The organism is Chitinophaga oryzae, assembly GCF_012516375.2.
In the GTDB taxonomy this organism is placed as follows: domain Bacteria; phylum Bacteroidota; class Bacteroidia; order Chitinophagales; family Chitinophagaceae; genus Chitinophaga; species Chitinophaga oryzae.
Map to the genome: position 1 here is coordinate 7,414,172 of NZ_CP051204.2, position 25,341 is coordinate 7,439,512.

The following is a 25,341-nucleotide window of genomic DNA, read 5'->3' on the forward strand; positions in this document are numbered from 1 at the left end:
GCCTTTCGCGTGAACTATCTCAGGTGTTCTTCCACAGAAGTATCGTAGATCTGTTTCCAGTCGCTTACTTTACCCCAGTCTTCCTCACCTACTTTCACGTGATCGCCGGTTACGGTGCCTATTTTCACGTAACGAACGGAAACGTCGGTCGCGTCGATCAGGCCATGCATGACAGCTTCGAATTTCTCTTTGTCTTCCGGTTTGATGGAGATCACTACGCGGCTTTGGCTTTCACCGAAGAGGTAGGCGTCTTTACGGAATTTGTCGTTCAGCTGCAGTTCAAAGCCCAGGCCTTTAGGCATGGCGCTTTCCATCATGGTTACGAACAGGCCGCCTTCGCTGACATCGTGCGCGGACTGGAGCAGGCCGGCTTTGTTCAGTTTAGCGACAGCTTTCTGCAGTTGCAGTTCTTCTTCGAGATCGAAGTGCGGAGCAGGGCTGTATTCGATACCGATGATTTTGTGCAGGTATTCGGAACTGTTGATATCGTTGCGGCTGCGGCCCAGCAGGTATACCAGGTCGCCGGCTTCTTTGAAGTCGAGGGTGATACGCTGATCGAGGCTGTCGAGCAGGCCCACCATACCGATGGTTGGGGTAGGGTATACCGCGCCGTCGGGTGACTGGTTGTAGAAGCTCACGTTACCGCCGGTAACGGGGGTATTGAATTTACGGCAGGCTTCGCCCATACCTTGTACGGCGTGTACGAACTGGTAGTATACTTCCGGATCGTAAGGGTTACCGAAGTTGAGGCAGTTGGTGATGGCCAGTGGTTCACCGCCGGAGCAAACGATGTTGCGGGCAGCTTCTGCAACAGCGATCTGGCCGCCTTTGTGAGGATCGGCGAATACGTAGCGGCTGTTACAATCGGTGGTCATGGCCAGCGCCTTCCTGGTGCCTTTTACCAGTACGATCGGAGCGTCGCTCGGAGCGTTGGTAGTGGCGTTGGCAGTACCTACCATGCTGTCGTACTGGTTGTAGATCCAGCGTTTGGAAGCGATGTTAGGTAATGCGAGGATCCTTTCGGCCGCGAAGCGGGGATGTTCAGTATCGGGAACGTTCTGGATATCGAACGCTTTGATTTTCTGGAAGTAGGCAGGCTCAGTATAAGCGCGGTGATATTGAGGAGCGCCTCCGCCGAGCACGAGGCTTTCAGCAGGCACGTCAGCTTCCAGTTCACCGTTCATATAGAATTTCAGGTTAGTGTCTTTGGTAACTTCACCGATCTGAACGCAGTGCAGGTCCCATTTTTCGAAGATGTCGAGGATAGGTTTTTCCTGGCCTTTTTTCACTACGATGAGCATACGTTCCTGGCTTTCGCTCAGCAGCATTTCCCATCCTTTCATGTTTTCCTGGCGGGTAGGTACTTTATCCAGCCAGATGTTCATACCGTGTTCGCCTTTAGCGCTCATTTCGGCAGTGGAGCAGGTGATACCGGCAGCGCCCATATCCTGCATGCCTATGATAGCATTGGTTTTGATGACTTCGAGGCAGGCTTCCAGCAGTTTCTTTTCCTGGAAGGGGTCGCCTACCTGTACAGCCGGCAGGTCTTCCGCGCTGTCTTCCGTGATGTTGGCGGAAGCAAAGGAAGCGCCGCCGATACCGTCTTTACCGGTAGCAGAGCCTACGATGAAAACGGGGTTGCCTTCGCCGTGGGAAGTAGCAGAAACGGTCTGTCCTACTTTTACGATACCCACGCTCATGGCGTTTACCAGCGGGTTGGTACCATAACAGTCTTCAAAATAAGTTTCGCCGCCTACGGTGGGGACACCGAAGCAGTTACCGTAGTGACCGATACCGTGTACGATACCTTTTACCAGGTGCTGTGTTTTTTTATCGTTGATATTGCCGAAGCGCAGGGAGTTCAGTGCCGCGATAGGACGGGCGCCCATGGTGAAGATATCACGGTGGATACCACCAACGCCGGTAGCAGCGCCCTGGAAGGGCTCAATGGCAGAAGGGTGGTTATGGGATTCTATTTTAAATACAACTGCGTATCCATCACCGATATCTACCAGGCCGGCGTTTTCCTCACCTGCCTTCACGAGGAGGCGGTCACCTTCGCGTGGTAATGACTTCAGCCATACGATTGAGTTTTTGTAAGAGCAGTGCTCACTCCACATAACGGAGTACATACTCAATTCGGTAAAGTTGGGATTACGCCCTAAGATAGATTCAATACGTTCAAACTCGTCAGCAGTAAGGCCCAGCTGTTCAGCAATTTCTACGGTGGTTTGCATGTAGTTTAAGTATAAAAAAACGAGTAATTAAAAAGAAGATGCAAACCTACAAGATTTTATGGCAAATGCCAAGAAATGGGGTGATGCGGCGGCCTTAAAAATGATAGCAGAGGACCGGAAGGCGGAACGCAGCACTCCTGCCAGCCTCTTTTTCGCGGCGTCCCCTCTTATCGGCACCTTCCACTGCCGGCGGGGAACAGCACCTGTGCTGCGTTACCGGCGCCGCTTTCTCCCTGTTGTCTGTATGCGGCGCAATCCGCTCCTATAACGCCTCTCTACTCCCTGTGCAGCTTCTTTTACATACGATTTGCCTAAAGTAGAGAAATGGCCGAATCCGTCATTTCATATTATTAATTTTTTAATTTATCAGTTTCAGACCTTAACGAGCTCTTTTTTTTATTCATTTCTTAAAAAAAACACCTTTACAAACCACGAAATGTAATTTTTTGGTTAAACTGAACAATTTATTTGCATTTACAACGCGCTTGCCGTTCTTTTGTGTTAAAATTATTACAGCATGCAATCGTTACGTTTCACCGCGCTGGAAGGATTAGCTGGCGTAGACACCAAACTCACCGAACACAACGGCAAAATAACCGAGGTATTTGGCAGCAATGTTTTTGCCGGAAGAATTGTAAGGGAATACCTGAGTGATGAGGCTTATAAAAGCCTGATGAACTCCATTAAAAATGGCACCAAACTGGAACGCAAAATGGCGGAGCAAATTGCTTCCGGCATGAAAGCCTGGGCCATGAAAAAAGGAGTGACGCACTACACTCACTGGTTCCAACCCCTGACCGGCACCACTGCAGAAAAGCATGACTCCTTTTTCACCCTGAAAAGCGACGGCTCTGCACTGGAAACTTTTGACGGCGATGCGCTGGTACAGCAGGAGCCTGATGCCTCCAGCTTCCCCAACGGCGGCCTGAGAGCTACTTTTGAAGCCCGCGGCTACACTGCCTGGGACCCTTCCTCCCCTGCCTTCATCCTGGAACAGGGTTATGGTAAAACACTCTGCATCCCTACCATATTCGTATCCTACACCGGCGAATCTCTCGATTATAAAGCTCCGCTGCTGAAAGCACTGGCTGCCATCGACAAAGCCGCTGTAGACGTATGTAACTATTTCGATAAAAACGTTACCAAAGTAACGCCTACCCTCGGTTGGGAACAGGAATACTTCCTCGTTGACGAAAACCTGGCCAATGCCCGTCCTGACCTGATCATGACCGGCCGCACCGTTGTAGGTCATGCTCCTTCCAAAGGCCAGCAGCTGGAAGACCACTACTTTGGCTCTATCCCTGAGCGCGTATATGCTTACATGCGCGATTTCGAAGAAGAGGCTTACAAACTGGGCATTCCTTTGAGAACACGCCACAATGAAGTAGCTCCTTCCCAGTTCGAATGCGCTCCTATCTTTGAAGAAGTGAACATCGCTGTGGACCACAACTCCCTGCTGATGGACATCATGAATAAAGTGGCCAAACGCCACAAACTGAAAGTGCTGCTGCACGAAAAACCATTTGCGGGTATCAACGGTTCCGGTAAACACAACAACTGGAGCATGGCCACCGATACCGGTGTAAACCTGCTGGCTCCGGGCAAAACCCCGAAAACCAACCTGATGTTCCTCACGTTCTTCGTGAACACCATCAAAGCGGTACATGACTACGCCGACCTGCTGAGAGCTGCTATCGCTTCTGCCAGCAACGACTTCCGCCTGGGTGCCAACGAAGCGCCTCCGGCTATCATCTCCGTGTTCTCCGGTAAATATCTCTATGATGTACTGCAGGAAGTAAAATCCCGCGTAAGCAATAAGTTCGACGAACAAGACGAAGCCATCCTCAAACTGGACCTGCACCGTCACATTCCTGAACTGATGCTGGACAACACCGACCGTAACCGTACTTCTCCTTTTGCGTTCACCGGCAACAAGTTCGAGTTCCGCGCCGTAGGTTCTACCGCTAACTGCGCTTCCGCTATGACCGTTCTGAACACCATCGTGGCCAAAACCCTGACCGACTTTAAAGTGGAAGTGGACGGCCTGATCGAAAAAGGTGAGAAAAAAGAGATTGCCATCATGCAAACTCTTCGGAAATATATTGTAGATTCGGAAAAAATATTGTTCGAAGGCGACGGCTACAGCGAAGAATGGGAAAAAGAAGCCGAAAGAAGAGGTCTGCAGAACATCAAAACCACGCCTAAAGCGCTGGATGCGATGATCACTCCTAAAGCCGCCCAGCTGTATACCGAAACCGGTGTTTATACCGAAAAAGAATTACACGCCCGTCACGAGATCCTGCTGGAAGACTACGTGAAGAAAGTACAGATCGAAGCCCGTGTAATCGGAGACCTGGCCACCAACACTATTTTACCCGCTGCGATCAGCTATCTCAACGACCTGATCAGCAATATCCGCGGACTGAAAGAAATTGGCATGGGTGAAGCTGCCTTCAAAGCACAAACACAGATCGCTGCCAAAATTTCTGAACACATCAATGTGATCAGCGAAAACGTTCAGGCCATGATCGAGCAACGTAAAGTGACCAACAAGTTGACCGACAGCCGCCAGAAAGCGATCGAATACTGCGAAAAAATTAAACCGTACTTCGATATTATCCGCTACCACTCCGATAAACTGGAGTTCCTGGTAGATGATAAAAGATGGGCACTGCCTAAGTACAGAGAACTGCTTTTCTTGCGATAAAACCGTAAGATTGTTTTGGTGTATGATTAGCCCCGGATTTTTATCCGGGGCTTTGTTTTTCTGGTATTTCTGCGTATATTAAAGTATATCCCCGACCGTTACCCCTCCTGCCCCATTAGCCCGTACACCTGCCACAGGAAGTTTTTCCTCACCAAAATCAATATACCCATGAACCAACGCCCCTGCGCATTGTACTGCGCCATCATCGCCGTCCTGTTACTGCCGGCCTGCCTCAAACCCGGGCCCATTATCGTTCCGCCCGGGCACCCCACCGCACGGATTATTCAGCTCAAAGAACTGGACCCGCTATACAGCGATTCCTCCCGCGTCGCCTACAACCAGCTGGGCAACCCTGTCAGCATCACCCCCTCCAGTGTGTCCACCGGTTATCCTATGTGGTTGTTCCGCTATGACAACCAGCACCGGCTTATCGCCAGCGTAGGCGCCTATGATAACGGCCTGAATATGTTTGAAATGGCACACCGTTACGTGCTCAACGCTGCCGGCCGTATCATCAGCGACACCACATTCGTCTTCGGCACCTTCGACACAACCGTCACCCCGCTGCGTATCACCGGGCAGGGCGTCCGTACCACCAGCTATAACTACGACAGCTACAGCCGTATCACCCAAACGGTAACGACAGACCTGGTACCGGACATTCCCCGCTTCCGGACAACCGTCAACTACTCCTACAACAATACCGGCAACGCCTGGAAAATAGTGACTATCCGGGTAGAAATACCTTATCCCCATGCTATTCCGGACACATCGATCACTTATCCGGTGTACGACAACAAGCCCAACTTCCACCGGCTGCATCCTGTATGGCAGTTTGTGGACAGGGACTATAACACCAACAACCCGGGAAATGCCATCAGCTATGATACTTATGGGCTGGCGACCGAAATGCAGCCCAACACCAATATACTGGGCATCTTCTATCATCGCGGCGCCATCCGGTATGAGTACCGGCCATAAAACAGAAAAGCTCCGGAGACATCTCCGGAGCTTTTCCAATACAGTGCACTTTCTTATACCAGTTTGAAGGTTTCGGTGAACTTGGTCGTAAAGTTGCCTTTACGGAAGTCTTCGTTACGCATCAGCTGCTGGTGGAAAGGAATAGTTGTTTTAACGCCTTCAATCACGAATTCGCTCAGTGCGCGCTCCATGGTATTGATGGCTTCCTCGCGGGTTTGCGCCATGGTGATGATTTTAGCGACCATGGAGTCGTAATACGGAGGGATCACATAACCGGCATAGATATGGGAATCCACGCGTACGCCGTGGCCGCCCGGGATATGCAGGGTCGTGATTTTGCCCGGAGAAGGGCGGAAATCGTTGTACGGATCTTCCGCGTTGATACGGCATTCGATGGCGTGCATCTGTGGCGTATAGTTTTTACCGGAGATAGGAATTCCCGCCGCGATCTTGATTTGTTCCTTTACCAGGTCAAAGTTGATCACTTCTTCCGTCACACCGTGTTCCACCTGGATACGGGTGTTCATTTCCATGAAATAGAAGTTGCGGTGTTTGTCTACCAGGAATTCGATGGTGCCCACGCTTTCGTAGTTAATGGCGCTGGCAGCCTTGATGGCGGCTTCGCCCATTTTTTCGCGCAGTTCCGGCGTCATGAAAGGAGAAGGAGATTCCTCCACCAGTTTCTGGTGACGGCGTTGAATAGAGCAGTCCCTTTCAGACAGGTGGCATACTTTGCCATATTGGTCACCTGCAACCTGGATTTCAATGTGGCGGGGCTCTTCCACGAATTTCTCCATGTAGATGCCGTCGTTATTGAAAGCAGCGCGGGCTTCATTTTTAGCCATGTTATAGGCGTTCTCCAGTTCGCTCTCGTCCCAAACCACACGCATACCTTTACCACCGCCGCCGGCAGTAGCTTTCAGGATCACGGGGAGACCCATTTTTTTAGCGAGGGTTTTAGCTTCTTCGACGCTCTGGAGCAGGCCGTCAGATCCCGGGATAACCGGTACGCCGGCTGCGATCATGGTTTCTTTCGCAGTCATCTTGTCACCCATTTTGCGGATCATTTCCGGGGTAGGGCCGATGAATTTGATACCATGTTCGCCGCAGATCTCAGCAAAACGCGCATTCTCCGCCAGGAAGCCGTAGCCCGGGTGGATAGCGTCTGCATTGGTGATCTCGGCAGCAGCCATGAGGTGAGGGATGTTCAGGTAAGATTCGCTGCTCTGTGGTTTACCAATACACACAGCTTCATCCGCAAACTTCACATGCAGGCTGTCTTTATCTGCAGTAGAATAAACTGCTACCGTTTTGATACCCATTTCCTTACAGGTACGGATAATCCGAAGGGCAATCTCGCCACGGTTGGCAATCAATATTTTTTTAAACATTGTTTTCCTTATAAGTGATTATAATAGCTAAGTAGCAATTCAGCCATTAGTTCCCAGTAGTTAGCCTTTAACCCTGTAAAAAATATGTCAGAGGCTAAAGGCTAACTGCTAAGCACTAATGGCTGTTATTACGGTTCTACTAAAAACAAAGGTTGATCGTATTCTACCGGAGTGGCATCGTCAACAAGTACTTTGACGATCTTACCGCTCACTTCACTTTCGATTTCGTTGAATAACTTCATCGCTTCAATGATGCATACTACCTTGCCGGCAGTTACTTCATCGCCTACATTGATGAAAGGAGCTTTATCAGGTCCTGCTGAACGGTAGAAGGTACCGATCATCGGGGATTTGATAGTGATCAGGTTATCTGCTTTAGGCGCAGATGGCGCGGCAGCTGGTGCGGGTGCTGCTGCTGCCTGTACCGGAGCGGCTGCCGGAGCTGCAGCTGCCACCGCCTGGATCGGCGCTGCGGCCGCAGGCACAGCGATTACCTGCTGTACTTCGTTGTCTTTCTGTTTTATTGTAATCTTGAACTTGTCCTGCTCAATGCTCAGTTCACTGATATTTGATTTGTTGATCATTTTTACCAGTTCCTGAATCTGTTTAAAGTCCATGTAGACAGTTTTTGGTTTATAATTTATGAACGTTATGGTCCTTTACCGGACAACCGGGGCCACCCAAAGGGCAGCCCGGCAGCCAATAAATAATTTTCTGGGAATGAATTACGCCTTTACTCTTTCGATGTATTCGCCGGTTTTTGCATTCACACGGATCAGTTCGCCTTCTTCCACAAACAGCGGCACCATCACGGTTGCACCAGTTTCCACAGTAGCAGGTTTCAGTGTACGGGTGGCAGTGTCACCTTTCACACCAGGCTCAGAGTAAGTGACCAGTACCACGATCTTGTCAGGCAGTTCCACCGCCATGTACTGTTCTGTTTCAGTGTTGATCTGAACCATTACTTCCTGACCTTCCTTCAGGAACTGGGGAGCATCGATGGACTGTTCCGGCATGGCAATCTGTTCAAATGTCTCATTGTCCATGAAATTGTAACCGGTGTCATCCTTATATAAAAACTGGAATGCTTTCTTCTCGATACGAACCGGGAAAATGGTATCACCGGAGTTCCAGGTGTGCTCTATAGAACGGCTATTGTCAACGCCCTTCAATTTAGCCCAAACTTTTGCAGCTGCACGGGCGGTTTTGTTTTGACCAAACTCTACAACAGAATACAAACTGTTATCCAGCTTGATGATTAATCCTGTTCTGATATCTGCGGTGGTAGCCATAAATAGGTTACTGATTTTAAGTTAAAAATTTATACGGATTGCAAAAGTAGAAATTTTTGCATATGAACGAACAACAAATTCCTAAAATTAGGCAGATTCGTCTCTTTTCGACCCAATTTTCGTCTTTTTTCTCCAATAAATGACATTAAAGGGCTAAATTGAATTTTAAATCAAGCAAATCAACAGTAGTATGCGTCAGTTTTTATTATTTGTATTGTGTTGTGTACCAATGTTCCTGAAGGCTCAGAATACCACTCCCTCCAAACCGGCCTATTTACAGTATCCCATCATCCCCGCATTCCCGCTGACACTGCCGGACGGCCATACCATCACCAAAAATGACCTCCGCAAAAACGAAAAAACCATGATTTTTGTTTTCAGCGTGGACTGTGACCACTGTAAACAACTGACGGAAGATATGTTGAAAAACATGGAAAAGTTCAAAAAAACACAGATCCTGATGATAACGCCCTTTAAAGTAGAGCAGATGAAGGAATACTATGATCATTATAACATCAAAAAATACCCCAATATTATAATGGCCAGCGAACCCACCCGCCAGATCATGTACTTCTACGACCTCCACTACTTCCCGGGACTTTACCTGTATGATAAAAAACAACAGTTTATCAAAGGGTTTGAAGGCACGGTGAAACTGGATTCACTGGTGCACTACCTCGGCTACACTCCCATAAAATGGAAATAGTACTGCGGCCGGATCTGATCCCGAATCATTACATTTGTTTATTATAATCATTCTTCACTTTTAAAGCTATCGACAAGATGAAAGTTACAGTAGTAGGAGCTGGAAATGTGGGCGCTACCTGCGCCAATGTGCTGGCCCATAGAGATTTTCTGCAGGAAGTGGTTTTATTGGATATTAAGGAAGGAACAGCTGAAGGCAAGGCCCTCGACACCTGGCAACAAGCACCCATTGATTATTACAGCACTAAGGTGACCGGCGTTACCAACGATTACGCCAAAACCGCCAACAGCGATGTGGTAGTCATCACCTCCGGTCTCCCCCGCAAACCCGGTATGAGCCGCGATGACCTGATTTCCACCAACGCAAACATCGTTAAATCGGTTACTGAAAATATTACCAAACACTCTCCAAACGCTATCATCATCGTTGTCAGCAACCCGTTGGACGTGATGACCTACTGCGCTTACCTGACTGCCAAAAAAGACAGCAGTAAAGTATTCGGCATGGCCGGTATCCTCGATACCGCCCGCTACCGCGCCTTCCTGGCAGACGAAATCGGATGTTCCCCTAAAGATATTCAGGCTATCCTTATGGGCGGCCATGGCGACACCATGGTGCCCCTCCCCCGCTATACCACTGTCAGCGGTATCCCGGTAACTGAACTGGTGGCCGCCGATAAACTCGATGCCATCATCCAGCGCACCAAAGTAGGCGGCGGCGAAATCGTCAACCTCCTCGGCACTTCCGCCTGGTACGCTCCCGGCGCTGCAGCCGCCCAAATGGTGGAAGCTATCGTGAAAGATGAAAAACGCATCTTCCCCGTTTGCGCCTGGCTCACCGGTCAATACGGCCTGAAAGACATCTACCTTGGCGTTCCCGTGGTACTGGGCAAAAACGGTATCGAAAAAATCCTGGAACTGCAACTCAATGCCGACGAAAAAGCACTGCTCGATACTTCCGCCCAACACGTGAAAGAAGTAATGGACGTCCTGGATAAAATGCAGTCTGCCACTGCTTAATTAATTACGAATTACGGATTACGAATTACGAATTGAGGGTTCTCTTTTGGAAAGGTTACTAAATAACCGTCTATAAGAGAACCCTCAATTCGTAATTCGTAATCCGTAATTCGTAATTGCTAATGTTAACCAGTGTTAAAAAAGATTCGTAATTTTGATCCAGAGCCTGCATAAACTGGTACAAATGAAATACTTCCAAAACAAATACGGGCACCATTTCGCTAACTCATAGCAACAGCGTATGTCAAATCTTGAAAAACTCATTACACAAAAAAATTTCGGAGATGAAAATCAGCGGGGACTTGTGAGCCTCATCTTCGTGGGCAACTGGATCACCTCCCGTCATCAGCAGTTTTTCAAACGTTACGACATCACCATGCAGCAGTACAATATACTGCGCATTCTCCGCGGACAACACCCCAAAGCCGCCAGCATCAACGTATTGAAAGACCGCATGCTCGACAAAATGAGTGATGTGTCGCGCCTCGTGGAAAGACTGCGGAAAACGGACCTCGTGGAACGTAAAAGCTGTGAACTGGACAGAAGAGCGGTAGACGTAAAAATCACCGCCAAAGGCCTGGAACTGCTCAGTGCCATTGACACGGAAATCGGTCAACTGAATGACACCTTCAAAGCACTGAACGAAAAAGAACTCAGTCAGCTCAATAAGCTGCTGGACAAAATGCTGGAAGCCTACCACTAAATCTCTTCCAGATAATTCAGGTCCTTACCAAACGTCTCTTCAATCTTCCACGCCGCTATCATCGCTATGCCGATGCATATCACGGCTACGATAGCGCCACTCTGCAGAAAAGAAAAAGAATGCTGTACCTGCACAAACAGCAGGGATATCAGCGGTAACATGCCCCGTGCAAAATTAGGCACCGTCGTGGCCACCGTAGCCCGCAGGTTGGTGCCAAAACTCTCTGCGGCAATGGTGACAAAAATGGCCCAGAAGCCAACACTGAAGCCAAGGATAAAACAAACGGCATAAAACACCCAGGTGGCCGCACCGAACATATTCAGGTATACAGCCACCATAGCGCCTGTCAGCACCAGGAACACCAGCATGACCTTACGCCTGCTTCTCCACAGCTGGCTGAGCACACCGGAGGCAAAGTCCCCCACGGTGATCCCCGCATAACAGAAAGCCACCGCATCACCAGGATTGATATCGCCGGCCACATTCATTTCCTTCGCAAACTTGTTGGAAAAAACAATCAGGATTCCTACCACAAACCAGGTCGGCGTTCCTAACAAAATACATTTCAGGTACTTAAGAAACCGCTCCCGGCTGGTGAATAAAGCAAAAAAACTACCCCTGGCCGCCGTGGAAGTACGTACAGCATTGAACATGTGCGACTCCATCACGCTCACCCGCAGTATCAGCAAACACAGCCCCAGGCCGCCTCCTATAAAATAACAAATCCGCCAGTCGCCCACCAGTTTGGCGATCAGATTGGCCGCTATAGCGCCGGAAACACCGACCGTGGCCACTATCATGGTACCATACCCCCGCTTTTCCTTAGACAGGATCTCTGACACCAGGGTGATACCTGCCCCCAATTCGCCCGCCAGCCCGAACCCGGCCACAAAACGCCACAGGATATATCCGTTGATGCCATGAACAAATCCATTGGCGATATTGGCGACGGAGTAAATGAGGATAGAACCGAACAACACGCTCAGACGCCCCTTTTTGTCACCGATAATGCCCCAGACAATGCCTCCGATCAGCAGGCCCAGCATCTGAACGTTGATCAGCAGCAAACCGGCGCCCGCGTCAATTTCGCTCTGCGGCAGGCCCAGGTCCTTCAGGCTGGGAACACGTACAATCGTAAAGAGGAGCAGGTCATAGATATCTACAAAATAACCCAGTGACGCTACGATCACGGCAACGTTAAAGATAGAAGCGGGGCGGCTATCAGTTTTCATGTGGACTTTTGGTTGATAAAAGAAATAACTGTAAAATAAAAAATGGGCTAATGAATAGCCCATTTTCAAAAAAAATTATTACAAGGTGGTATCTGATGTGTTGGTCACTTCCGGCTGATCGTGGTCCGGGTGGTGTTTCACTTTTCCGAAAACGATTTTGATGATCACCGGTAAGGTGGTGATCAGGATGATCACAAGGATGATCAGCTCAAGGTGGTTTTTCAGGTTGGGGAAAAGCTTGTCCAGGTAATGACCGGCCAGCATCATGGAAAACACCCAGGCAAAGGAACCGATGATGTTAAACAGCATGAATTTCTTTCTGTCCATCTGCACCATACCTGCCACGATAGGGGCAAAAGTGCGGATAATGGGGAGGAAACGGGCCAGGAAAATGGCGCCGCCGCCATATTTTACGAAGAAATCATGTGCCTGGTGCAAGTGTTTCTTTTTGAAAAAGAAGGTGTCTTTCTTTTTAAACAACAGCGGGCCGGATTTTTTACCGAACCAAAAACCCACCATATTGCCCAGCACACCGGCCAGCGCAATCAGCAGCATCACGAAAAAAAACGGCATATCAAAGAAACTCCGGCAGAGATCTTCACTGTAAATACCTGCCACAAAGAGCAGGGAATCGCCGGGGAGAAAAAAGCCAATAAATAAACCGGTCTCCGCAAAAATAATCGCCAGTAACAGGTACAGGCCACCATGTTCAATAATCCACGAGGGATTAATGAGGTGTTTAAAAAACTCTAAAATCTGGTCCATGCTAAGTAAATTCTGTTCAGAATCGGTAAAATAAGAATAAAACTGTTATCTATTTGTTAACTAACATTCCGTCGCTATCGCCAGTGCCCAGCTTATTCTCCCATTTGGATACCACTGCGGTGGCCATTGCATTACCAATTACGTTGGTGGCAGAGCGGCCCATGTCCAGCAGGTGGTCTACTCCCAGCAGCAGTAAAAGGCCTGCTTCGGGGATATGGAACATGGACAGGGTACCGGCAATTACCACGAGGGAAGCCCTTGGTACGCCGGCAATCCCTTTACTGGTGATCATTAACACCAGCAGCATGGTAATCTGCTGGTCCACGCCAAGGTGCATGCCATAAGCCTGTGCAATGAACAGGCTGGCAAACGTCATATACATCATAGAGCCGTCCAGGTTAAAGGAGTAGCCCAGGGGTAATACAAAACTAACAATACGATTGTCGCAGCCGAAGCGCTCCAGTTCCTCCATGGTACGCGGATACGCCGCTTCGCTGCTCGCGGTGCCGAAAGCCAGCAGCAACGGATCTTTAATGCCGCCCAGCAAACGGAACACGCGTTTGCCGAGGATCAGCCATCCTACCAATGCCAGTACCAGCCATAAGCTGAAGAGGCCCAGATAAAACTGAACGATAAATTTACCATATACCAGCAGCACGGAAAGCCCTTTGGTAGCGATAATGGCGGCCATGGCGCCAAATACCGCAAACGGCGCGAAGTTCATAACAAAGCCGGTCACTTTCAGCATGATATGCGCTACGCTGTCCATCAGCTTTACAACGGGTTGTGCTTTTTCGCCAACGGCAGCCGCGGCCACTCCAAAGAAAATCGCAAACACCACGATCTGCAGAATTTCATTTTTGGCCATTGCCTCTATCACACTGTCCGGCACCACGTGACGGAAAAAGCCTCTCAGCGTCATATCAGCCTTGGCTATGCCGGAACTGGCATGCGTATCAGGCAGGGGAAGGTTAAGAGACAGGCCGGGCTTCATAATATTTACCAGCACCAGGCCCAGGAATAATGATACAAAGGTTGCACTGATAAACCACAGCATGGTTTTGCCGCCAACGCGGCCTACTGCCTTGATATCGCCCATTTTGGCCACGCCTACCACGAGGGTGGAAAATACCAGTGGGGCGATAATCATTTTCACCATTCGCAGGAATATATCCGTGAGGATAGAAATACGGTCAGCAAACACCTCAGGGGTGCCTGGCGTAGCCGCAGCCGCTCCGGTCTTCAACACGTCTTCAGCAGGAGTATAAGCCAGCCATACCGCGTAACCCGTACTGATGCCTACCAACATGGCAATAAAAATGAACAGCGTAAGCTTATTTGATGATTTCTTCATGCAACGCCAGGATTTTTCTTCTTTAAAAAATTTAATAATTGTTGTAACCGGAAAATTTCCCAAAAATAAGGTTCTGCCGGTACAAATAAGCGTTTCAGGCTAAAATAAAAGTATCCGTTCTAGATTTTAGATATTATATTTGACGGATCGACATACAACACAACAGAACTAAACTACCTTAAAACATCAACCACAACTTTTCTTTTGTATGGGTCTTCTATTTTCCAGAACCAAGTCTTTAAGTCAGCTCATGAACGAGGCGAGCGAGTCAGAGAAAGGACTGAAACGATCTTTATCCGCAACGAACCTGATTGCTCTGGGTATAGGCGCTATCATCGGCGCAGGTCTGTTTTCCCTGACTGGTCTGGCAGCAGCCAACAATGCCGGTCCCGCCGTTACCATTTCTTTCCTCGTAGGCGCTATCGGTTGCGCTTTCGCAGGTTTATGCTATGCCGAATTTGCCTCCATGATCCCTATCGCCGGAAGTGCTTATACTTACTCCTATGCTACCATGGGTGAATTCATGGCCTGGATCATCGGATGGGACCTCGTACTGGAATACGCACTGGGCGCGGCTACCGTGGCTATCAGCTGGTCGCAGTACCTCGTCAAATTCCTGCATCATTTCAACATACACCTGCCGGCACAGCTAACAGCCTCCCCGTTTGAAACCGTTACCCTGGTGGATGGCACTACCGTGCACGGCTACATGAACTTCCCCGCCATCCTGATCGTAGGCGCGTTGTCCATGCTGCTGATCCGCGGCACCCGGGAGTCGGCCTTTACCAACGCTTTGCTGGTGGCGCTGAAAGTAACCGTGGTACTGGTATTTATCGCAGTGGGCTGGAACCATGTGGACCCTGCCAACTATACTCCTTATGTTCCTGAAAATGAAGGCTTCGGCCACTTCGGCATCTCCGGCGTATTGCGCGGCGCTGCTGTGGTGTTCTTCGCGTTCATCGGTTTTGACGCGGTGTCTACTGCCGCGCAGGAAGCCAAAAGACCCCAGAAAGACATGCCTATCGGTATCCTGGGCTCACTTATAATCTGTACGATATTGTACGTACTGTTTGCCCACGTGATGACCGGCCTGGCCAACTATAAAGAATTTAAAGACAGCGCCGCACCGGTAGCGATCGCCATTGCGAAAACACCTTACGGCTGGCTGCAACAGGCAATCATCCTCGCTATCCTGGCCGGTTATACTTCCGTGATCCTGGTGATGCTCATGGGCCAGTCCCGCGTGTTCTACTCCATGTCACAGGACGGCCTGCTGCCCAAAGCTTTCTCTGAAGTACATCCGAAATACCGTACACCGTATAAATCCAACCTCCTGTTCATGGTTTTCGTGAGCCTGTTCTCCGCTTTCGTGCCGGTACACGTGGTGGGTGAAATGGTGAGCATCGGCACCCTCTTCGCCTTTGTGCTGGTTTGCGTTGGTATCATCATCATGCGCAAAAAACAACCGGATGCCCCCAGACCATTCAGAACACCGCTGGTACCCTTCGTTCCGATCATGGGCATCATTATCTGCGTGGTAATGATGGGCGCACTGCCCTGGGACACATGGTTACGACTGGCGATCTGGATGGGCCTCGGCTTCATTATTTACTTTACCTACAGCAAGAAACACAGTAAGATCGGGCAGAGCGAAAAATAGTCCCCTGCTGACAATCGTGACCCCGTCGTCACTGAAACATATTCACAGTAACCGCCCGGCGATCTTTCCGGGCGGTTTTCTGTTTAAAAGGGCGCTGTTTTCACCGAAAGTTCTCTAAATTTGCATCTTTATTAGCCTTTTGAGGTGTCATCACCTCCAATTGTTATCATTCACAAATAATTAATTTATAACCCATTATGGGAAGGATATTTGAAGTAAGAAAGTCAACCATGTTTGCCCGCTGGGACAGGATGGCCAAAGCATTCACAAGAGTCGGTAAAGAAATCGCTATCGCAGTTAAAAATGGTGGTCCTGACCCCGACAATAACCCTGCACTGCGCCGCTGCATATTGAACGCGAAAAGCGCCAACATGCCCAAAGATCGTGTGGAAGCGGCTATCAAACGTGCCATGGGTAAAGACAAGACTGATTACGAGGAAGTGGTATACGAAGGTTACGCCCCTCACGGCGTAGCAGTGATGATCGATACTGCTACTGATAATACCACCCGTACCGTGGCCAACCTGCGCATGCACTTCACCAAAGGTGGCGGCAGCCTGGGTAACAGCGGCTCCGTAGGTTTCCTGTTCAACCGTGTTGGTGAATTCAAAGTAAAAAACGCCGGCCAGGACCTCGAAGAGCTGGAACTGGAACTGATTGACTTCGGCCTGGAAGAAATCGGGGAAGACAGCGAAGGCAATATCATTATCCGCGCGGCTTTCGCCGAGTTTGGCAATATGGCCAAAGCGCTGGAGGACAAAGGGCTGGAAGTAATCAGCTCTGAGCTGAAACGCATCCCCACCACCACCGTGGAACTGAGTGAAGAACAGGCCAAAGAGGTGCTGGAACTGGTTGACCGGCTGGAACAGGACGATGACGTACAGCAGGTGTTCTACAATCTGAAATAAAGGTTATTTCCATAAAAAAAGAACGTCCCGGCAAACACCGGGACGTTTCTGTTTCAGGTTTAAAAAACAATCAGGCCTCAGGCCTTCTCAATAATGTGGGTGCGGTCCATCTCATTGATGACCAGCATCAGACCTTTCCCGTGAAAGGTCTCTATCCGGATAGAGGGGTCCATGGCAATATGCCGGCGTAAACGACTCAGGTAAACGTCCATTACCCTTTGCGCCAGGTAACCGTCTGCTCCCCAGACGCTTGCCAGGATATGCTCCCGCTTCAGTTTTTTGTTAGAGTTTTCACACAGATAGCGCAGTAATTCCGCCTCTTTGGGAGCAATCCGTACGTGATTCTCCGCCTCATTGTCTTTATGCCGCAGCTGAAGCTGGGAATAATCAAACACAAGGTTACCTACAGTATAGACAATCCGCTTCTCGCTCCGAAGCAGACGGCTGCGTTTAATATACACTTTAATACGGCTGATCAGTTCATCCGTATTGAAAGGTTTTACCAGGTAGTCATCCGCCCCGATATCGAATCCCTGCAGTCTGTCCTGCTCCATGTAGCGGGAGGAAGTGAATACGATGGGGATGTTAAAATCCGTAGCCCGTATTTCTCCCGCCAGTGTAAAACCGTCTTTCCTGGGCATCACCACGTCCAGGATGCATAAATCAAAAATTGTTTCCTGGAATTTCTCCCAACCGGCCTGTCCGTCGGCAGCATGTGTTACTTCAAAATTGGCACGCTCCAGCTGCCGCTTGAGCACTTTGGCAAAAAATTCATCGTCCTCTACCAATAGAATACGTGATTTCATATTTCGGTTGAATTTTGAAGGTGACTTCTGAATGTAGCGACTCCCCCCTTCATATAAAACGCGGTCGGCCGCGGAAGGTACCGACTTGTTTATATATATTTTAATTCTATAAGGGTAAAATATACGTTTTCAAAATTATACTAAAACCAGTGGCCATTCTGTTCAAGTTACGGGAGTAGTTCAGCATATTCATTGGTCAGACAAAAAATAATGGTTATTTATAAGAGGATTACTTAAATATACAAACACATGATAGAAATATCAAAATAATATTTTATTGTATTTTATTGATATTATTTTGACCTTTCCCATGCAAGTGTTGTTGAACATTCTCTATAGCCACGCGCATCAGCCGGCCTCGTGCCGATTGTGTTGCCCACGCGATATGTGGTGTAATAACAGTGCCCGGCGCCTGTACCAGCGGATTGTCAGCTGCCGGCGGTTCGGAGGAAAGCACATCCAGCCCTGCTCCCGCTATCACGCCGTTCTTTAAAGCTGCCACCAGATCTGCCTCATGGATCAGCGGTCCCCGGCTGGTATTGATCAGAAAGGCCGTTTTTTTCATGGTTTTCAACAGGTCTGCATTCACAAACTCCCGGTTGTCCTGGTTCAGGGGGCAATGCAGCGATACGATGTCCGCCTCCCGGAAACAGGTGGCCAGGTCCACGAAAGTCACCCCTTCCATTTTATCCCTTTCAGGATGTTTATGGGAGACGATCACCTTCATTCCGAAGGCCAGCGCGATCTTTGCTGCCGCCTGCCCTATCTGTCCAAACCCTACGATGCCGAGCGTACGGCCGTCCAGTTCGGTCAGTGGTGTCTTCCAATAACTGAAATCCACGCTGGAAGCCCATTCACCGGCTCTTACGCTCTCTGCGTGCAAACCGGTCTGATGACACAATTCCAGTATTAATGCAAAAGTAAGCTGCGCCACTGAAGCAGTACTGTAAGCGGGAACGTTTGTTACCGGTATTTTCCGGGCCGTGGCGGCCGGAACGTCCACCACGTTATACCCTGTAGCCATGACCCCGATATATTCGAGAGAAGGCAGGCTATTGATGGTTTCCGCGCTGACAATCGCCTTGTTGGTCAGCAGTATATGGGCGTCTTTCGCCCGTTCCGCCACCTGGCCGGCCGGCGTGCGGTCGTAGATGGTCACTTTTCCCAAAGCCTGCAGCGGCGCCCAGTCCAGGTCGCCGGGGTTTAAAGCATAGCCGTCCAGTACAACGATGTTTTTCATATATTTCTGTTTGTTCGTTAAATATACATGATGAATTAAATAATTATTAACTCAGGCCGCGCTTCTTCTGCACTTTGAAAAAATGCCACACCTTTGCTGCGCCATAATAACAGCAAAACTAAGCTTGCAATAACTGCTTGACTACATTAAACACAGAAGCCACCGCATATGCAGATTGGATGCATGTACGGTGGCTTCGCCTATTATGTGCAAGTCTGTTTGCTATTCTTCCATCATCTCCATGACCATTTTCACTACATCTTCCACGTTGGGTTTGGAGAAGTAATCGCCATCAGAGCCATAAGCCGGACGATGTGCCTGCGCGCTCAGTGTGCGCGGCGCCACATCCAGCCAGCGATAGCCGCCCTGCTGTTCCATCACCTGCTGGAACATAAAGGCAGTGCCGCCACCCGGCACGTCTTCATCGATGAAGGCGATGCGGTTCGTTTTCTTCAGCGACTCCACAATACTGTGGTGAATATCGAAAGGCAATAATGTTTGTACATCTATCAGTTCACAGGAAATACCCAGTTCCTCCAGCGTTACTATCGCCTCTTCCACGATGCGGGTCATGGAGCCGTAAGTCACCAGCGTTACATCGGCACCTTCCTTCAGCACTTCCGGTATGCCCATAGGCACGGTGAAAGTGTCGAGGTTGGAAGGCAGCTTTTCTTTCAGGCGGTAACCGTTCAGTGATTCGATCACCAGCGCAGGTTCATTGGCCTGCAGCAGCGTATTGTACATACCGGCTGCCTGTACCATGTTGCGCGGCACGCACACGTTCAGCCCTCTGAGAGAGTTGATGATCATGCCCATCGGGGAACCGCTGTGCCAGATGCCTTCCAGGCGGTGGCCACGGGTACGCACGATGATCGGGCAGTGTTGTATGCCTTTGGTGCGGTATTGCAGCGAAGCTACGTCGTCGCTCAGCGGCTGTAAACCGTAGAGCAGGTAATCGAGGTACTGGATCTCGGCGATAGGACGCAGTCCGCGCAGCGCCATGCCGATGCCTTGTCCCATGATCGTCAATTCACGTATACCCGTATCCGTTATACGCAGCTGGCCGTGTTTCTGTTGTAATCCGGCAAAGGCCTGGTTTACGTCGCCGATTTTGCCTACATCTTCTCCGAAAGCAAACACCTTCGGGTTGTTGGTGATCAGCTGGTCGAAATATTTATTCAGCACTTCGTAGCCGTTGAGCGTAGTGGCGTCGTCGTTATATTCCGCCGGTACTACCGGCACGTTGTGCACTGAGTTGGCGCCGGTAGCGTGCAGGTGGGAACTGTAGTTTTCTTTTTCAGCCTGCAGGTACTGATCGTAGTACTGCTGCAAAGCCTGTATGGCAGGTTCGGCTTTCAGCTGCCGGTGCCTTACCAGGATGGTGACAGCGGCTTTCAGGATGTCCCTGCGCTGTGGTTCGCGGTTAGCCTGCAGCTCCTGTATCTGCCGGGCTACCAGTTCAGCGTTGACACCGGGTGTTGCCGACACCGGCGTTGCCAGTTGAACAAAGCGCTGTACTTCCTGCTTGATGGGTGTGATATATTTTTCCCAGGCAGCCTTGCGTGCGTCCTGCGCGGTGGTTTTAGCGTTTGCTTCTATCTGCACCAGTGTTTCCTCGTCGCACAGGGCGTTTTCGAGGATCCAGGAGCGCATTTTCAGGTTACAGTCGAATTCCTTTTCCCAGGACAGGCGTTCCTTGCTTTTATAGCGTTCGTGGGAACCGCTGGTAGAGTGGCCCTGGGGCTGGGTGATTTCTTCCACGTGGAAGAGCGCAGGGATGTGTGTTTCCCGTATTTTGCGGATAGCTGCTTCAAATACTTCGCACATGCCGGCGTAGTCCCATCCTTTCACGTTATAGATATCAAAGCCGTTGGTGCCTTCCGTTTTGCGGAAGCCTTCCAGTGCGGCGCTGATGGAGTTTTTGGTCGTTTGGTATTTGCGGGGTACGGAGATACCGTAGCCGTCGTCCCAGACAAAAACGGCGAGCGGCACCTGCAGTACGCCGGCAGCATTGATGGTTTCCCAGAAATGACCTTCTGACGTAGAGGCGTCACCGATAGTAGCGAAACAGATTTCGTTGCCGTTGTCGGAGAGGTGTTTGAGATCGTGCAGCGCTTCCACTTCGCGGAACATTTTGGAGGCGTATGCCAGTCCTACCGCACGGGGCATTTGTCCGGCCGTAGGCGCCATGTCTGTCGCGGAGTTCTTCATCTCCATAAGGTTGAGCCAGTTACCATCCTCGCCGAGGTTGGGCGTTGCAAAATGCGAGTTCATCTGGCGGCCGCCGGAGAAGGGTTCGTGCTGCTGATCGGGATCAGCGTATAATTGGGAAAAGAATTGTTCGGGAGTAGCGATCCCAGTGGCAAATGCAACAGTCTGGTCGCGATAATAACCGGAGCGGAAGTCGCCGGGCTTGAAGTACTTTGACATCGCCACCTGCGCCACTTCTTTACCATCCCCGAAGATGCCAAACTTAGCCTTGCCCGTGAGAACTTCCCTGCGGGCCAGCAGACTCACTTCCCTGCTTTCGCAGGCCAGCCTGTAGTCATTTAATACCTCCTTGCGGAATTCTTCGAATGACAACCGGCTTTCTATATTCATAGATAGTGCTTTATTTTCTATCATGCCTCTTGGTTAAAGTACAAAAGTAAGGTTAATTATACAGTTGAAAAATGGCTCGCTGCACCGCATTTAAAATAATCTGATTTTTTTTAATAAGATTTTAATAAATTACAAGGTAACAATTACTTTTTGGCCGTAAATTTGTTCACGGTCGGAAAGAAATTTATATTTTTTAACCAGTCGCGCTAAAACCATCATATGAAAATGAAAAAATTCATCTTGTCCCTATTCGCCAGCTTGTTGATTACTACAGCTTTGTGGGCACAGTCTCAGCCGAATCCGGCAGACACGAAAGTAAAATTTGCAAAGGAAACTGTTGATTTCGGTAAAACAGCACTGAACAAACCGGTAACTGTTGATTTCGAATTCACCAACATTTCCAAAGAACCGGTCCTGATTGAAGCAGCACGTGCCAGCTGTGGTTGCACAACGCCGAAGTGGACACAGGAGCCTATCCTTCCTGGTAAAAAAGGTAAAATCACAGCCAACTACAGTGCTAACGGTTTAGGCCAGCAGAACAAAACCATCTGGGTGAAGTTCAAAGGCGTGGATCAGGACAAAGAACTGCACCTGACCGGCACCGTAGCCAACAACTAGTTCTGGTTAAGATAAAATATTTAAAAACCTTACAGCAGCGCGCTGTAAGGTTTTTTTGTTGCCCTGCCTAACCCCTATCTTTGCAGGGCAAAAGATCAAAACAATTTTATGCCTACCATTAGCCAGAGAGGCGTGCAGATGCCGTCTTCTCCCATCAGAAAACTTGTTCCCTTCGCCGAAGCAGCCAAGAAAAGAGGTGTGAAGGTATATCACCTGAACATCGGACAGCCCGATATCGAAACCCCGAAACCGGTGCTGGACGCGGTGCGTCATTCCGATTTCAAGATCCTGGAATACAGCCACAGCGCGGGCAATGAAAGTTACCGCCGCAAGCTGGTGGAGTATTACGGACGCTTCAACGTATCCCTGAACCATAACCAGATTATTGTGACCACCGGTGGCTCCGAAGCCATTGTATTTGCCTTTATGGCTTGTCTGGATCCGGGTGACGAGGTGATTGTACCGGAGCCGTTCTATGCCAACTACAATGGTTTTGCCGTAGAAGCCGAAGTGAAGATCAAAACGATTACCGCCAATATCGAAACCGGTTTCGCGCTACCGGCCATGGAAGCGTTTGAAGCAGCTATTACGCCGCGCACCAAAGCTATCCTGATCTGTAACCCGAACAACCCCACCGGTTACCTGTACAGCAGGGAAGAGATGGAAGTGCTGAAACAGCTGTGCCTGAAGCATAACCTGTTCCTCTTCTCCGACGAGGCTTACCGTGAATTCTGCTATGCCGGCGCGCATTTCTCCGCGATGAACCTGGAAGGTATGGATGACAATGTGATCCTGATGGATACGATCTCCAAGCGTTACAGCGCCTGTGGCGGCCGTATCGGTGCTTTTGTGACCAAAAACCAGGTAGTGCTGGACGCTGCGATGAAGTTTGCGCAGGCCCGCCTGAGTCCTCCTTCTTTTGCGCAGATCGCCGGTGAAGCGGCCGTGGACCTGCCGCTGGATTATTTCGACGGTATCAAGGCAGAATACCAAAGCCGCCGTGATGTGCTGGTAGAGGGCCTTAATAAGATCCCGGGCGTTTTCTGTCCGAATCCCGGCGGCGCCTTTTATGCCATGGCGAGCCTGCCGATCGATGATTCCGACAAGTTCTGCCAGTGGATGCTGGAGTCTTTTGAATACGAAAAACAAACGGTGATGATGTCTCCGGCAACCGGTTTTTACGCTACGCCCGGCCTCGGCAAGCAGGAAGTGCGGCTGGCGTATGTGCTGAACCGTGACGACATTCGTCATGCAATAGTTTGCCTGGAAAAAGCGCTGGAAGTATATCCGGGCCGTACCCATCAATAATAAGCTACAAAAGCAAGAGGTGATTCAGGAAAGGATTTGTTCAAAAAACATATTATATATAAATATATATTTGTTTTATTCGTCAAATTCACCATTTTTTAACGTTCGCCTCTTGCATTTTTAATATTTTGTTTCGTATATTTGAATCATAAACGACGACAAAGCGAATAATTCAACATAAATAAAAATATTTACATATACGATAGATTGCAAAATCTAAACTTGTTTAAGAAAAATTTAACCTGGAGAATTTCGACAAACGTTTTTTTGGAGCGAACTTTGAATCCACATTACAGAAAGAGAATTATCAGCAATCTGTAAAAAGTATAAAGCTTACTAAAACGTTTTAGCAAAATATCGTATTTTTGTATCAGTTTTTCATAACGTGGAATTTATAAAGGCAAACGGCTCTGATCACAGAGCCGTATTTTTTTGTCCTTACATACCGGTTTTCCACCGGAAACTGCCGAAAATCCCCCTTTTAGCCTTGTTTGCTAAAATTTTCACCTACCCGATTTCAGATTACACACCTTTTTTTTATAATATTGTTATGTAATAAAACGGCGGAAAAGCTAATGCCTAGTTGCATAGTATTTTCGTTTGTTTTCATAACGTGGAATTTTAAAATGCAACGGTCCCGATTCCTCGGGACCGTCTTCATTATATTCCGTCTTATAAACCAGAGTTATTTTTTGTTTGCCTTGATCATTTCGAAGAAATCATCGAACAGATAGCGGGAGTCGAACGGGCCGGGAGTGCTTTCCGGGTGGTATTGCACGGAGAAAGCCGGTTTGTTTTTGATACGGATACCTTCTACGGTATTGTCGTTCAGGTTGATGTGCGTTACTTCCACCTGTTCGCTGGCGGCGATGGCAGCAGCGTCTACCGCGAAGCCGTGGTTCTGGGTGGTGATTTCGCACAGACCGGTTTTAAGGTTTTTCACCGGATGGTTCAGACCGCGGTGACCGTGGTGCATCTTATATGTCGGGATACCGTTGGCCAGGGCCAGCAGCTGGTGGCCCAGGCAGATGCCGAACATTGGTCTTTCGGCAGCGAGGATCTGTTTTACGGTGTCCACTGCATATTTCAGGGGAGCCGGATCGCCGGGACCATTGGAGATGAAGTAAGCGTGCGGTTTAAACTCCTCGCATACTTCAAATTTGGTATCGGTTGGGAATACTTTCAGGTAAGCTCCTTTTTCGGAGAGGCACTTCAGCATATTTCTTTTCACGCCGTTGTCCATCACCGCGATGCGGATTTCCGCCTCCGGATCGCCGATGTAGTAAGGCTCAGCGGTGGTCACTTCCTGGCAGAGGGCCAGTCCTTCCATGGAAGGCACCTGGGCCAGCTGTGCTTTCAGCTGTTCCACGTCCAGGATTTCGGAGGAGATGATGCAGTTCATAGCACCTTTGCTACGGATGTGGGACACCAGCGCGCGGGTATCTACATCATAGATGGCTACCAGGTTATTATCGGTCAGGAACTTTTCCAGTGACTCGTCTGCCATCTTTCTGGAATAGTTGTACGCGATATTTTTCGCAATCAGACCACTTATCTTCACGCTGCCGCTTTCTACGTCCTCTTTACGGGTGCCGTAGTTGCCGATATAGCAGTTGTTCATGATAAGTACCTGTCCTTTGTAAGAAGGGTCTGTAAACACTTCCTGGTAACCCGTCATACCGGTATTGAAAGCTAATTCACCGGCGGCAGTGCCAATTTTCCCAAAAGCTTTTCCCTGAAAAACCGTACCGTCGTCGAGCAACAGTATGGCAGGCTGGATGGTTCTTGTCTGAGGCATTTCTGGTATCTGTTC

21 protein-coding genes are annotated in these 25,341 nt (G+C 49.3%); 10 read left to right on the forward strand and 11 right to left on the reverse strand.

The features are described from left to right. Positions 1-14: 14 nt before the first annotated feature. Positions 15-2,237 carry a phosphoribosylformylglycinamidine synthase subunit PurL gene (purL, locus tag HF324_RS29300; RefSeq protein ID WP_168806902.1) on the reverse strand — a complete coding sequence of 741 codons (2,223 nt, stop codon included), beginning with the start codon at positions 2,235-2,237 and terminating at the stop codon, positions 15-17. Positions 2,238-2,295: 58 nt separating this feature from the next. On the opposite strand from purL, the gene HF324_RS29305 reads away from it, so the two are divergent. The 3 genes from HF324_RS29305 to HF324_RS29315 all read left to right on the forward strand — a co-directional run bounded on the left by HF324_RS29305 (position 2,296) and on the right by HF324_RS29315 (position 5,925). Further along, positions 2,296-2,505 (forward strand): hypothetical protein, encoded by a 210-nt coding sequence (locus tag HF324_RS29305; protein WP_168861469.1) that lies wholly within the window; start codon positions 2,296-2,298, stop codon positions 2,503-2,505. A 249-nt stretch (positions 2,506-2,754) separates the two neighbouring features. Then, positions 2,755-4,944, forward strand: a complete 2,190-nt coding sequence (locus tag HF324_RS29310; RefSeq protein WP_168806905.1) for a glutamine synthetase III family protein — start codon at positions 2,755-2,757, stop codon at positions 4,942-4,944. A gap of 168 nt (positions 4,945-5,112) precedes the next feature. Then, positions 5,113-5,925 carry a hypothetical protein gene (locus tag HF324_RS29315; RefSeq protein ID WP_168861470.1) on the forward strand — a complete coding sequence of 271 codons (813 nt, stop codon included), beginning with the start codon at positions 5,113-5,115 and terminating at the stop codon, positions 5,923-5,925. 53 nt (positions 5,926-5,978) lie between these two features. On the opposite strand, the gene accC is transcribed toward HF324_RS29315, so the two are convergent. The 3 genes from accC to efp form a co-directional block, all read right to left on the reverse strand. Continuing rightward, positions 5,979-7,316 carry an acetyl-CoA carboxylase biotin carboxylase subunit gene (accC, locus tag HF324_RS29320; protein WP_168806907.1) on the reverse strand — a complete coding sequence of 446 codons (1,338 nt, stop codon included), beginning with the start codon at positions 7,314-7,316 and terminating at the stop codon, positions 5,979-5,981. 128 nt (positions 7,317-7,444) lie between these two features. After that, positions 7,445-7,933, reverse strand: a complete 489-nt coding sequence (gene accB, locus HF324_RS29325; protein ID WP_168806908.1) for an acetyl-CoA carboxylase biotin carboxyl carrier protein — start codon at positions 7,931-7,933, stop codon at positions 7,445-7,447. Between the two features lie 108 nt (positions 7,934-8,041). Then, a complete protein-coding gene (gene efp / locus HF324_RS29330; protein ID WP_168806909.1) occupies positions 8,042-8,608 on the reverse strand; it encodes an elongation factor P in 567 nt (188 codons plus the stop codon). Positions 8,609-8,798: 190 nt separating this feature from the next. Between efp and HF324_RS29335 the strand changes: the two genes are divergently transcribed. The 3 genes from HF324_RS29335 to HF324_RS29345 all read left to right on the forward strand — a co-directional run bounded on the left by HF324_RS29335 (position 8,799) and on the right by HF324_RS29345 (position 11,036). Continuing rightward, positions 8,799-9,314, forward strand: a complete 516-nt coding sequence (locus HF324_RS29335; protein ID WP_168806910.1) for a peroxiredoxin family protein — start codon at positions 8,799-8,801, stop codon at positions 9,312-9,314. A gap of 77 nt (positions 9,315-9,391) precedes the next feature. After that, the gene (mdh, locus tag HF324_RS29340; protein WP_168806911.1) at positions 9,392-10,333 is read left to right on the forward strand and encodes a malate dehydrogenase; all 942 of its coding nucleotides are present in this window, start codon (positions 9,392-9,394) and stop codon (positions 10,331-10,333) included. Between the two features lie 241 nt (positions 10,334-10,574). Beyond that, the gene (locus HF324_RS29345) at positions 10,575-11,036 is read left to right on the forward strand and encodes a MarR family winged helix-turn-helix transcriptional regulator (RefSeq protein ID WP_168806912.1); all 462 of its coding nucleotides are present in this window, start codon (positions 10,575-10,577) and stop codon (positions 11,034-11,036) included. On the opposite strand, the gene HF324_RS29350 is transcribed toward HF324_RS29345, so the two are convergent. The 3 genes from HF324_RS29350 to HF324_RS29360 form a co-directional block, all read right to left on the reverse strand. Continuing rightward, a complete protein-coding gene (locus HF324_RS29350; RefSeq protein ID WP_168806914.1) occupies positions 11,033-12,268 on the reverse strand; it encodes an MFS transporter in 1,236 nt (411 codons plus the stop codon). The genes HF324_RS29345 and HF324_RS29350 overlap by 4 nt on opposite strands. A gap of 78 nt (positions 12,269-12,346) precedes the next feature. Next, a complete protein-coding gene (locus HF324_RS29355) occupies positions 12,347-13,033 on the reverse strand; it encodes a DedA family protein (RefSeq protein ID WP_168806915.1) in 687 nt (228 codons plus the stop codon). A gap of 49 nt (positions 13,034-13,082) precedes the next feature. Next, positions 13,083-14,387 carry a dicarboxylate/amino acid:cation symporter gene (locus HF324_RS29360; RefSeq protein ID WP_168806917.1) on the reverse strand — a complete coding sequence of 435 codons (1,305 nt, stop codon included), beginning with the start codon at positions 14,385-14,387 and terminating at the stop codon, positions 13,083-13,085. 208 nt (positions 14,388-14,595) lie between these two features. Between HF324_RS29360 and HF324_RS29365 the strand changes: the two genes are divergently transcribed. After that, positions 14,596-16,047, forward strand: a complete 1,452-nt coding sequence (locus HF324_RS29365; protein WP_168861471.1) for an amino acid permease — start codon at positions 14,596-14,598, stop codon at positions 16,045-16,047. 197 nt (positions 16,048-16,244) lie between these two features. Next, complete coding sequence (locus tag HF324_RS29370; RefSeq protein WP_168806921.1) at positions 16,245-16,955, forward strand: YebC/PmpR family DNA-binding transcriptional regulator; 711 nt, start codon at positions 16,245-16,247, stop codon at positions 16,953-16,955. A gap of 77 nt (positions 16,956-17,032) precedes the next feature. On the opposite strand, the gene HF324_RS29375 is transcribed toward HF324_RS29370, so the two are convergent. From HF324_RS29375 to HF324_RS29385, 3 genes are all read right to left on the reverse strand, one after another. Then, complete coding sequence (locus tag HF324_RS29375; RefSeq protein ID WP_168861472.1) at positions 17,033-17,761, reverse strand: response regulator transcription factor; 729 nt, start codon at positions 17,759-17,761, stop codon at positions 17,033-17,035. Between the two features lie 274 nt (positions 17,762-18,035). Beyond that, positions 18,036-19,001, reverse strand: coding sequence for a D-2-hydroxyacid dehydrogenase (locus HF324_RS29380; RefSeq protein WP_168861473.1), 966 nt, complete (start codon positions 18,999-19,001; stop codon positions 18,036-18,038). Between the two features lie 222 nt (positions 19,002-19,223). Further along, the gene (locus HF324_RS29385; protein WP_246269319.1) at positions 19,224-21,602 is read right to left on the reverse strand and encodes an alpha-ketoacid dehydrogenase subunit alpha/beta; all 2,379 of its coding nucleotides are present in this window, start codon (positions 21,600-21,602) and stop codon (positions 19,224-19,226) included. A gap of 225 nt (positions 21,603-21,827) precedes the next feature. Between HF324_RS29385 and HF324_RS29390 the strand changes: the two genes are divergently transcribed. Continuing rightward, complete coding sequence (locus HF324_RS29390; RefSeq protein ID WP_078668493.1) at positions 21,828-22,220, forward strand: DUF1573 domain-containing protein; 393 nt, start codon at positions 21,828-21,830, stop codon at positions 22,218-22,220. 108 nt (positions 22,221-22,328) lie between these two features. Further along, a complete protein-coding gene (locus tag HF324_RS29395; protein WP_168806929.1) occupies positions 22,329-23,528 on the forward strand; it encodes a pyridoxal phosphate-dependent aminotransferase in 1,200 nt (399 codons plus the stop codon). Between the two features lie 685 nt (positions 23,529-24,213). Here the strand turns inward: HF324_RS29395 and carA are convergent. Continuing rightward, the gene (gene carA, locus HF324_RS29400; RefSeq protein WP_168806940.1) at positions 24,214-25,326 is read right to left on the reverse strand and encodes a glutamine-hydrolyzing carbamoyl-phosphate synthase small subunit; all 1,113 of its coding nucleotides are present in this window, start codon (positions 25,324-25,326) and stop codon (positions 24,214-24,216) included. Positions 25,327-25,341 lie beyond the last annotated feature (15 nt).

Bases quoted from the DNA above. Each gene is read 5' to 3' on its own strand.
- HF324_RS29315 (WP_168861470.1), top strand. From the start codon at position 5,113: ATGAACCAACGCCCCTGCGCATTGTACTGCGCCATCATCGCCGTCCTG.
- efp (WP_168806909.1), bottom strand. From the start codon at position 8,608: ATGGCTACCACCGCAGATATCAGAACAGGATTAATCATCAAGCTGGAT.
- accB (WP_168806908.1), bottom strand. From the start codon at position 7,933: ATGGACTTTAAACAGATTCAGGAACTGGTAAAAATGATCAACAAATCA.
- HF324_RS29355 (WP_168806915.1), bottom strand. From the start codon at position 13,033: ATGGACCAGATTTTAGAGTTTTTTAAACACCTCATTAATCCCTCGTGG.
- HF324_RS29345 (WP_168806912.1), top strand. From the start codon at position 10,575: ATGTCAAATCTTGAAAAACTCATTACACAAAAAAATTTCGGAGATGAA.
- HF324_RS29360 (WP_168806917.1), bottom strand. From the start codon at position 14,387: ATGAAGAAATCATCAAATAAGCTTACGCTGTTCATTTTTATTGCCATG.
- HF324_RS29310 (WP_168806905.1), top strand. From the start codon at position 2,755: ATGCAATCGTTACGTTTCACCGCGCTGGAAGGATTAGCTGGCGTAGAC.
- HF324_RS29385 (WP_246269319.1), bottom strand. From the start codon at position 21,602: ATGAATATAGAAAGCCGGTTGTCATTCGAAGAATTCCGCAAGGAGGTA.
- HF324_RS29375 (WP_168861472.1), bottom strand. From the start codon at position 17,761: ATGAAATCACGTATTCTATTGGTAGAGGACGATGAATTTTTTGCCAAA.
- HF324_RS29395 (WP_168806929.1), top strand. From the start codon at position 22,329: ATGCCTACCATTAGCCAGAGAGGCGTGCAGATGCCGTCTTCTCCCATC.
- carA (WP_168806940.1), bottom strand. From the start codon at position 25,326: ATGCCTCAGACAAGAACCATCCAGCCTGCCATACTGTTGCTCGACGAC.
- HF324_RS29335 (WP_168806910.1), top strand. From the start codon at position 8,799: ATGCGTCAGTTTTTATTATTTGTATTGTGTTGTGTACCAATGTTCCTG.
- HF324_RS29390 (WP_078668493.1), top strand. From the start codon at position 21,828: ATGAAAAAATTCATCTTGTCCCTATTCGCCAGCTTGTTGATTACTACA.
- HF324_RS29370 (WP_168806921.1), top strand. From the start codon at position 16,245: ATGGGAAGGATATTTGAAGTAAGAAAGTCAACCATGTTTGCCCGCTGG.
- HF324_RS29305 (WP_168861469.1), top strand. From the start codon at position 2,296: ATGGCAAATGCCAAGAAATGGGGTGATGCGGCGGCCTTAAAAATGATA.
- HF324_RS29350 (WP_168806914.1), bottom strand. From the start codon at position 12,268: ATGAAAACTGATAGCCGCCCCGCTTCTATCTTTAACGTTGCCGTGATC.
- HF324_RS29380 (WP_168861473.1), bottom strand. From the start codon at position 19,001: ATGAAAAACATCGTTGTACTGGACGGCTATGCTTTAAACCCCGGCGAC.
- accC (WP_168806907.1), bottom strand. From the start codon at position 7,316: ATGTTTAAAAAAATATTGATTGCCAACCGTGGCGAGATTGCCCTTCGG.
- mdh (WP_168806911.1), top strand. From the start codon at position 9,392: ATGAAAGTTACAGTAGTAGGAGCTGGAAATGTGGGCGCTACCTGCGCC.
- purL (WP_168806902.1), bottom strand. From the start codon at position 2,237: ATGCAAACCACCGTAGAAATTGCTGAACAGCTGGGCCTTACTGCTGAC.
- HF324_RS29365 (WP_168861471.1), top strand. From the start codon at position 14,596: ATGGGTCTTCTATTTTCCAGAACCAAGTCTTTAAGTCAGCTCATGAAC.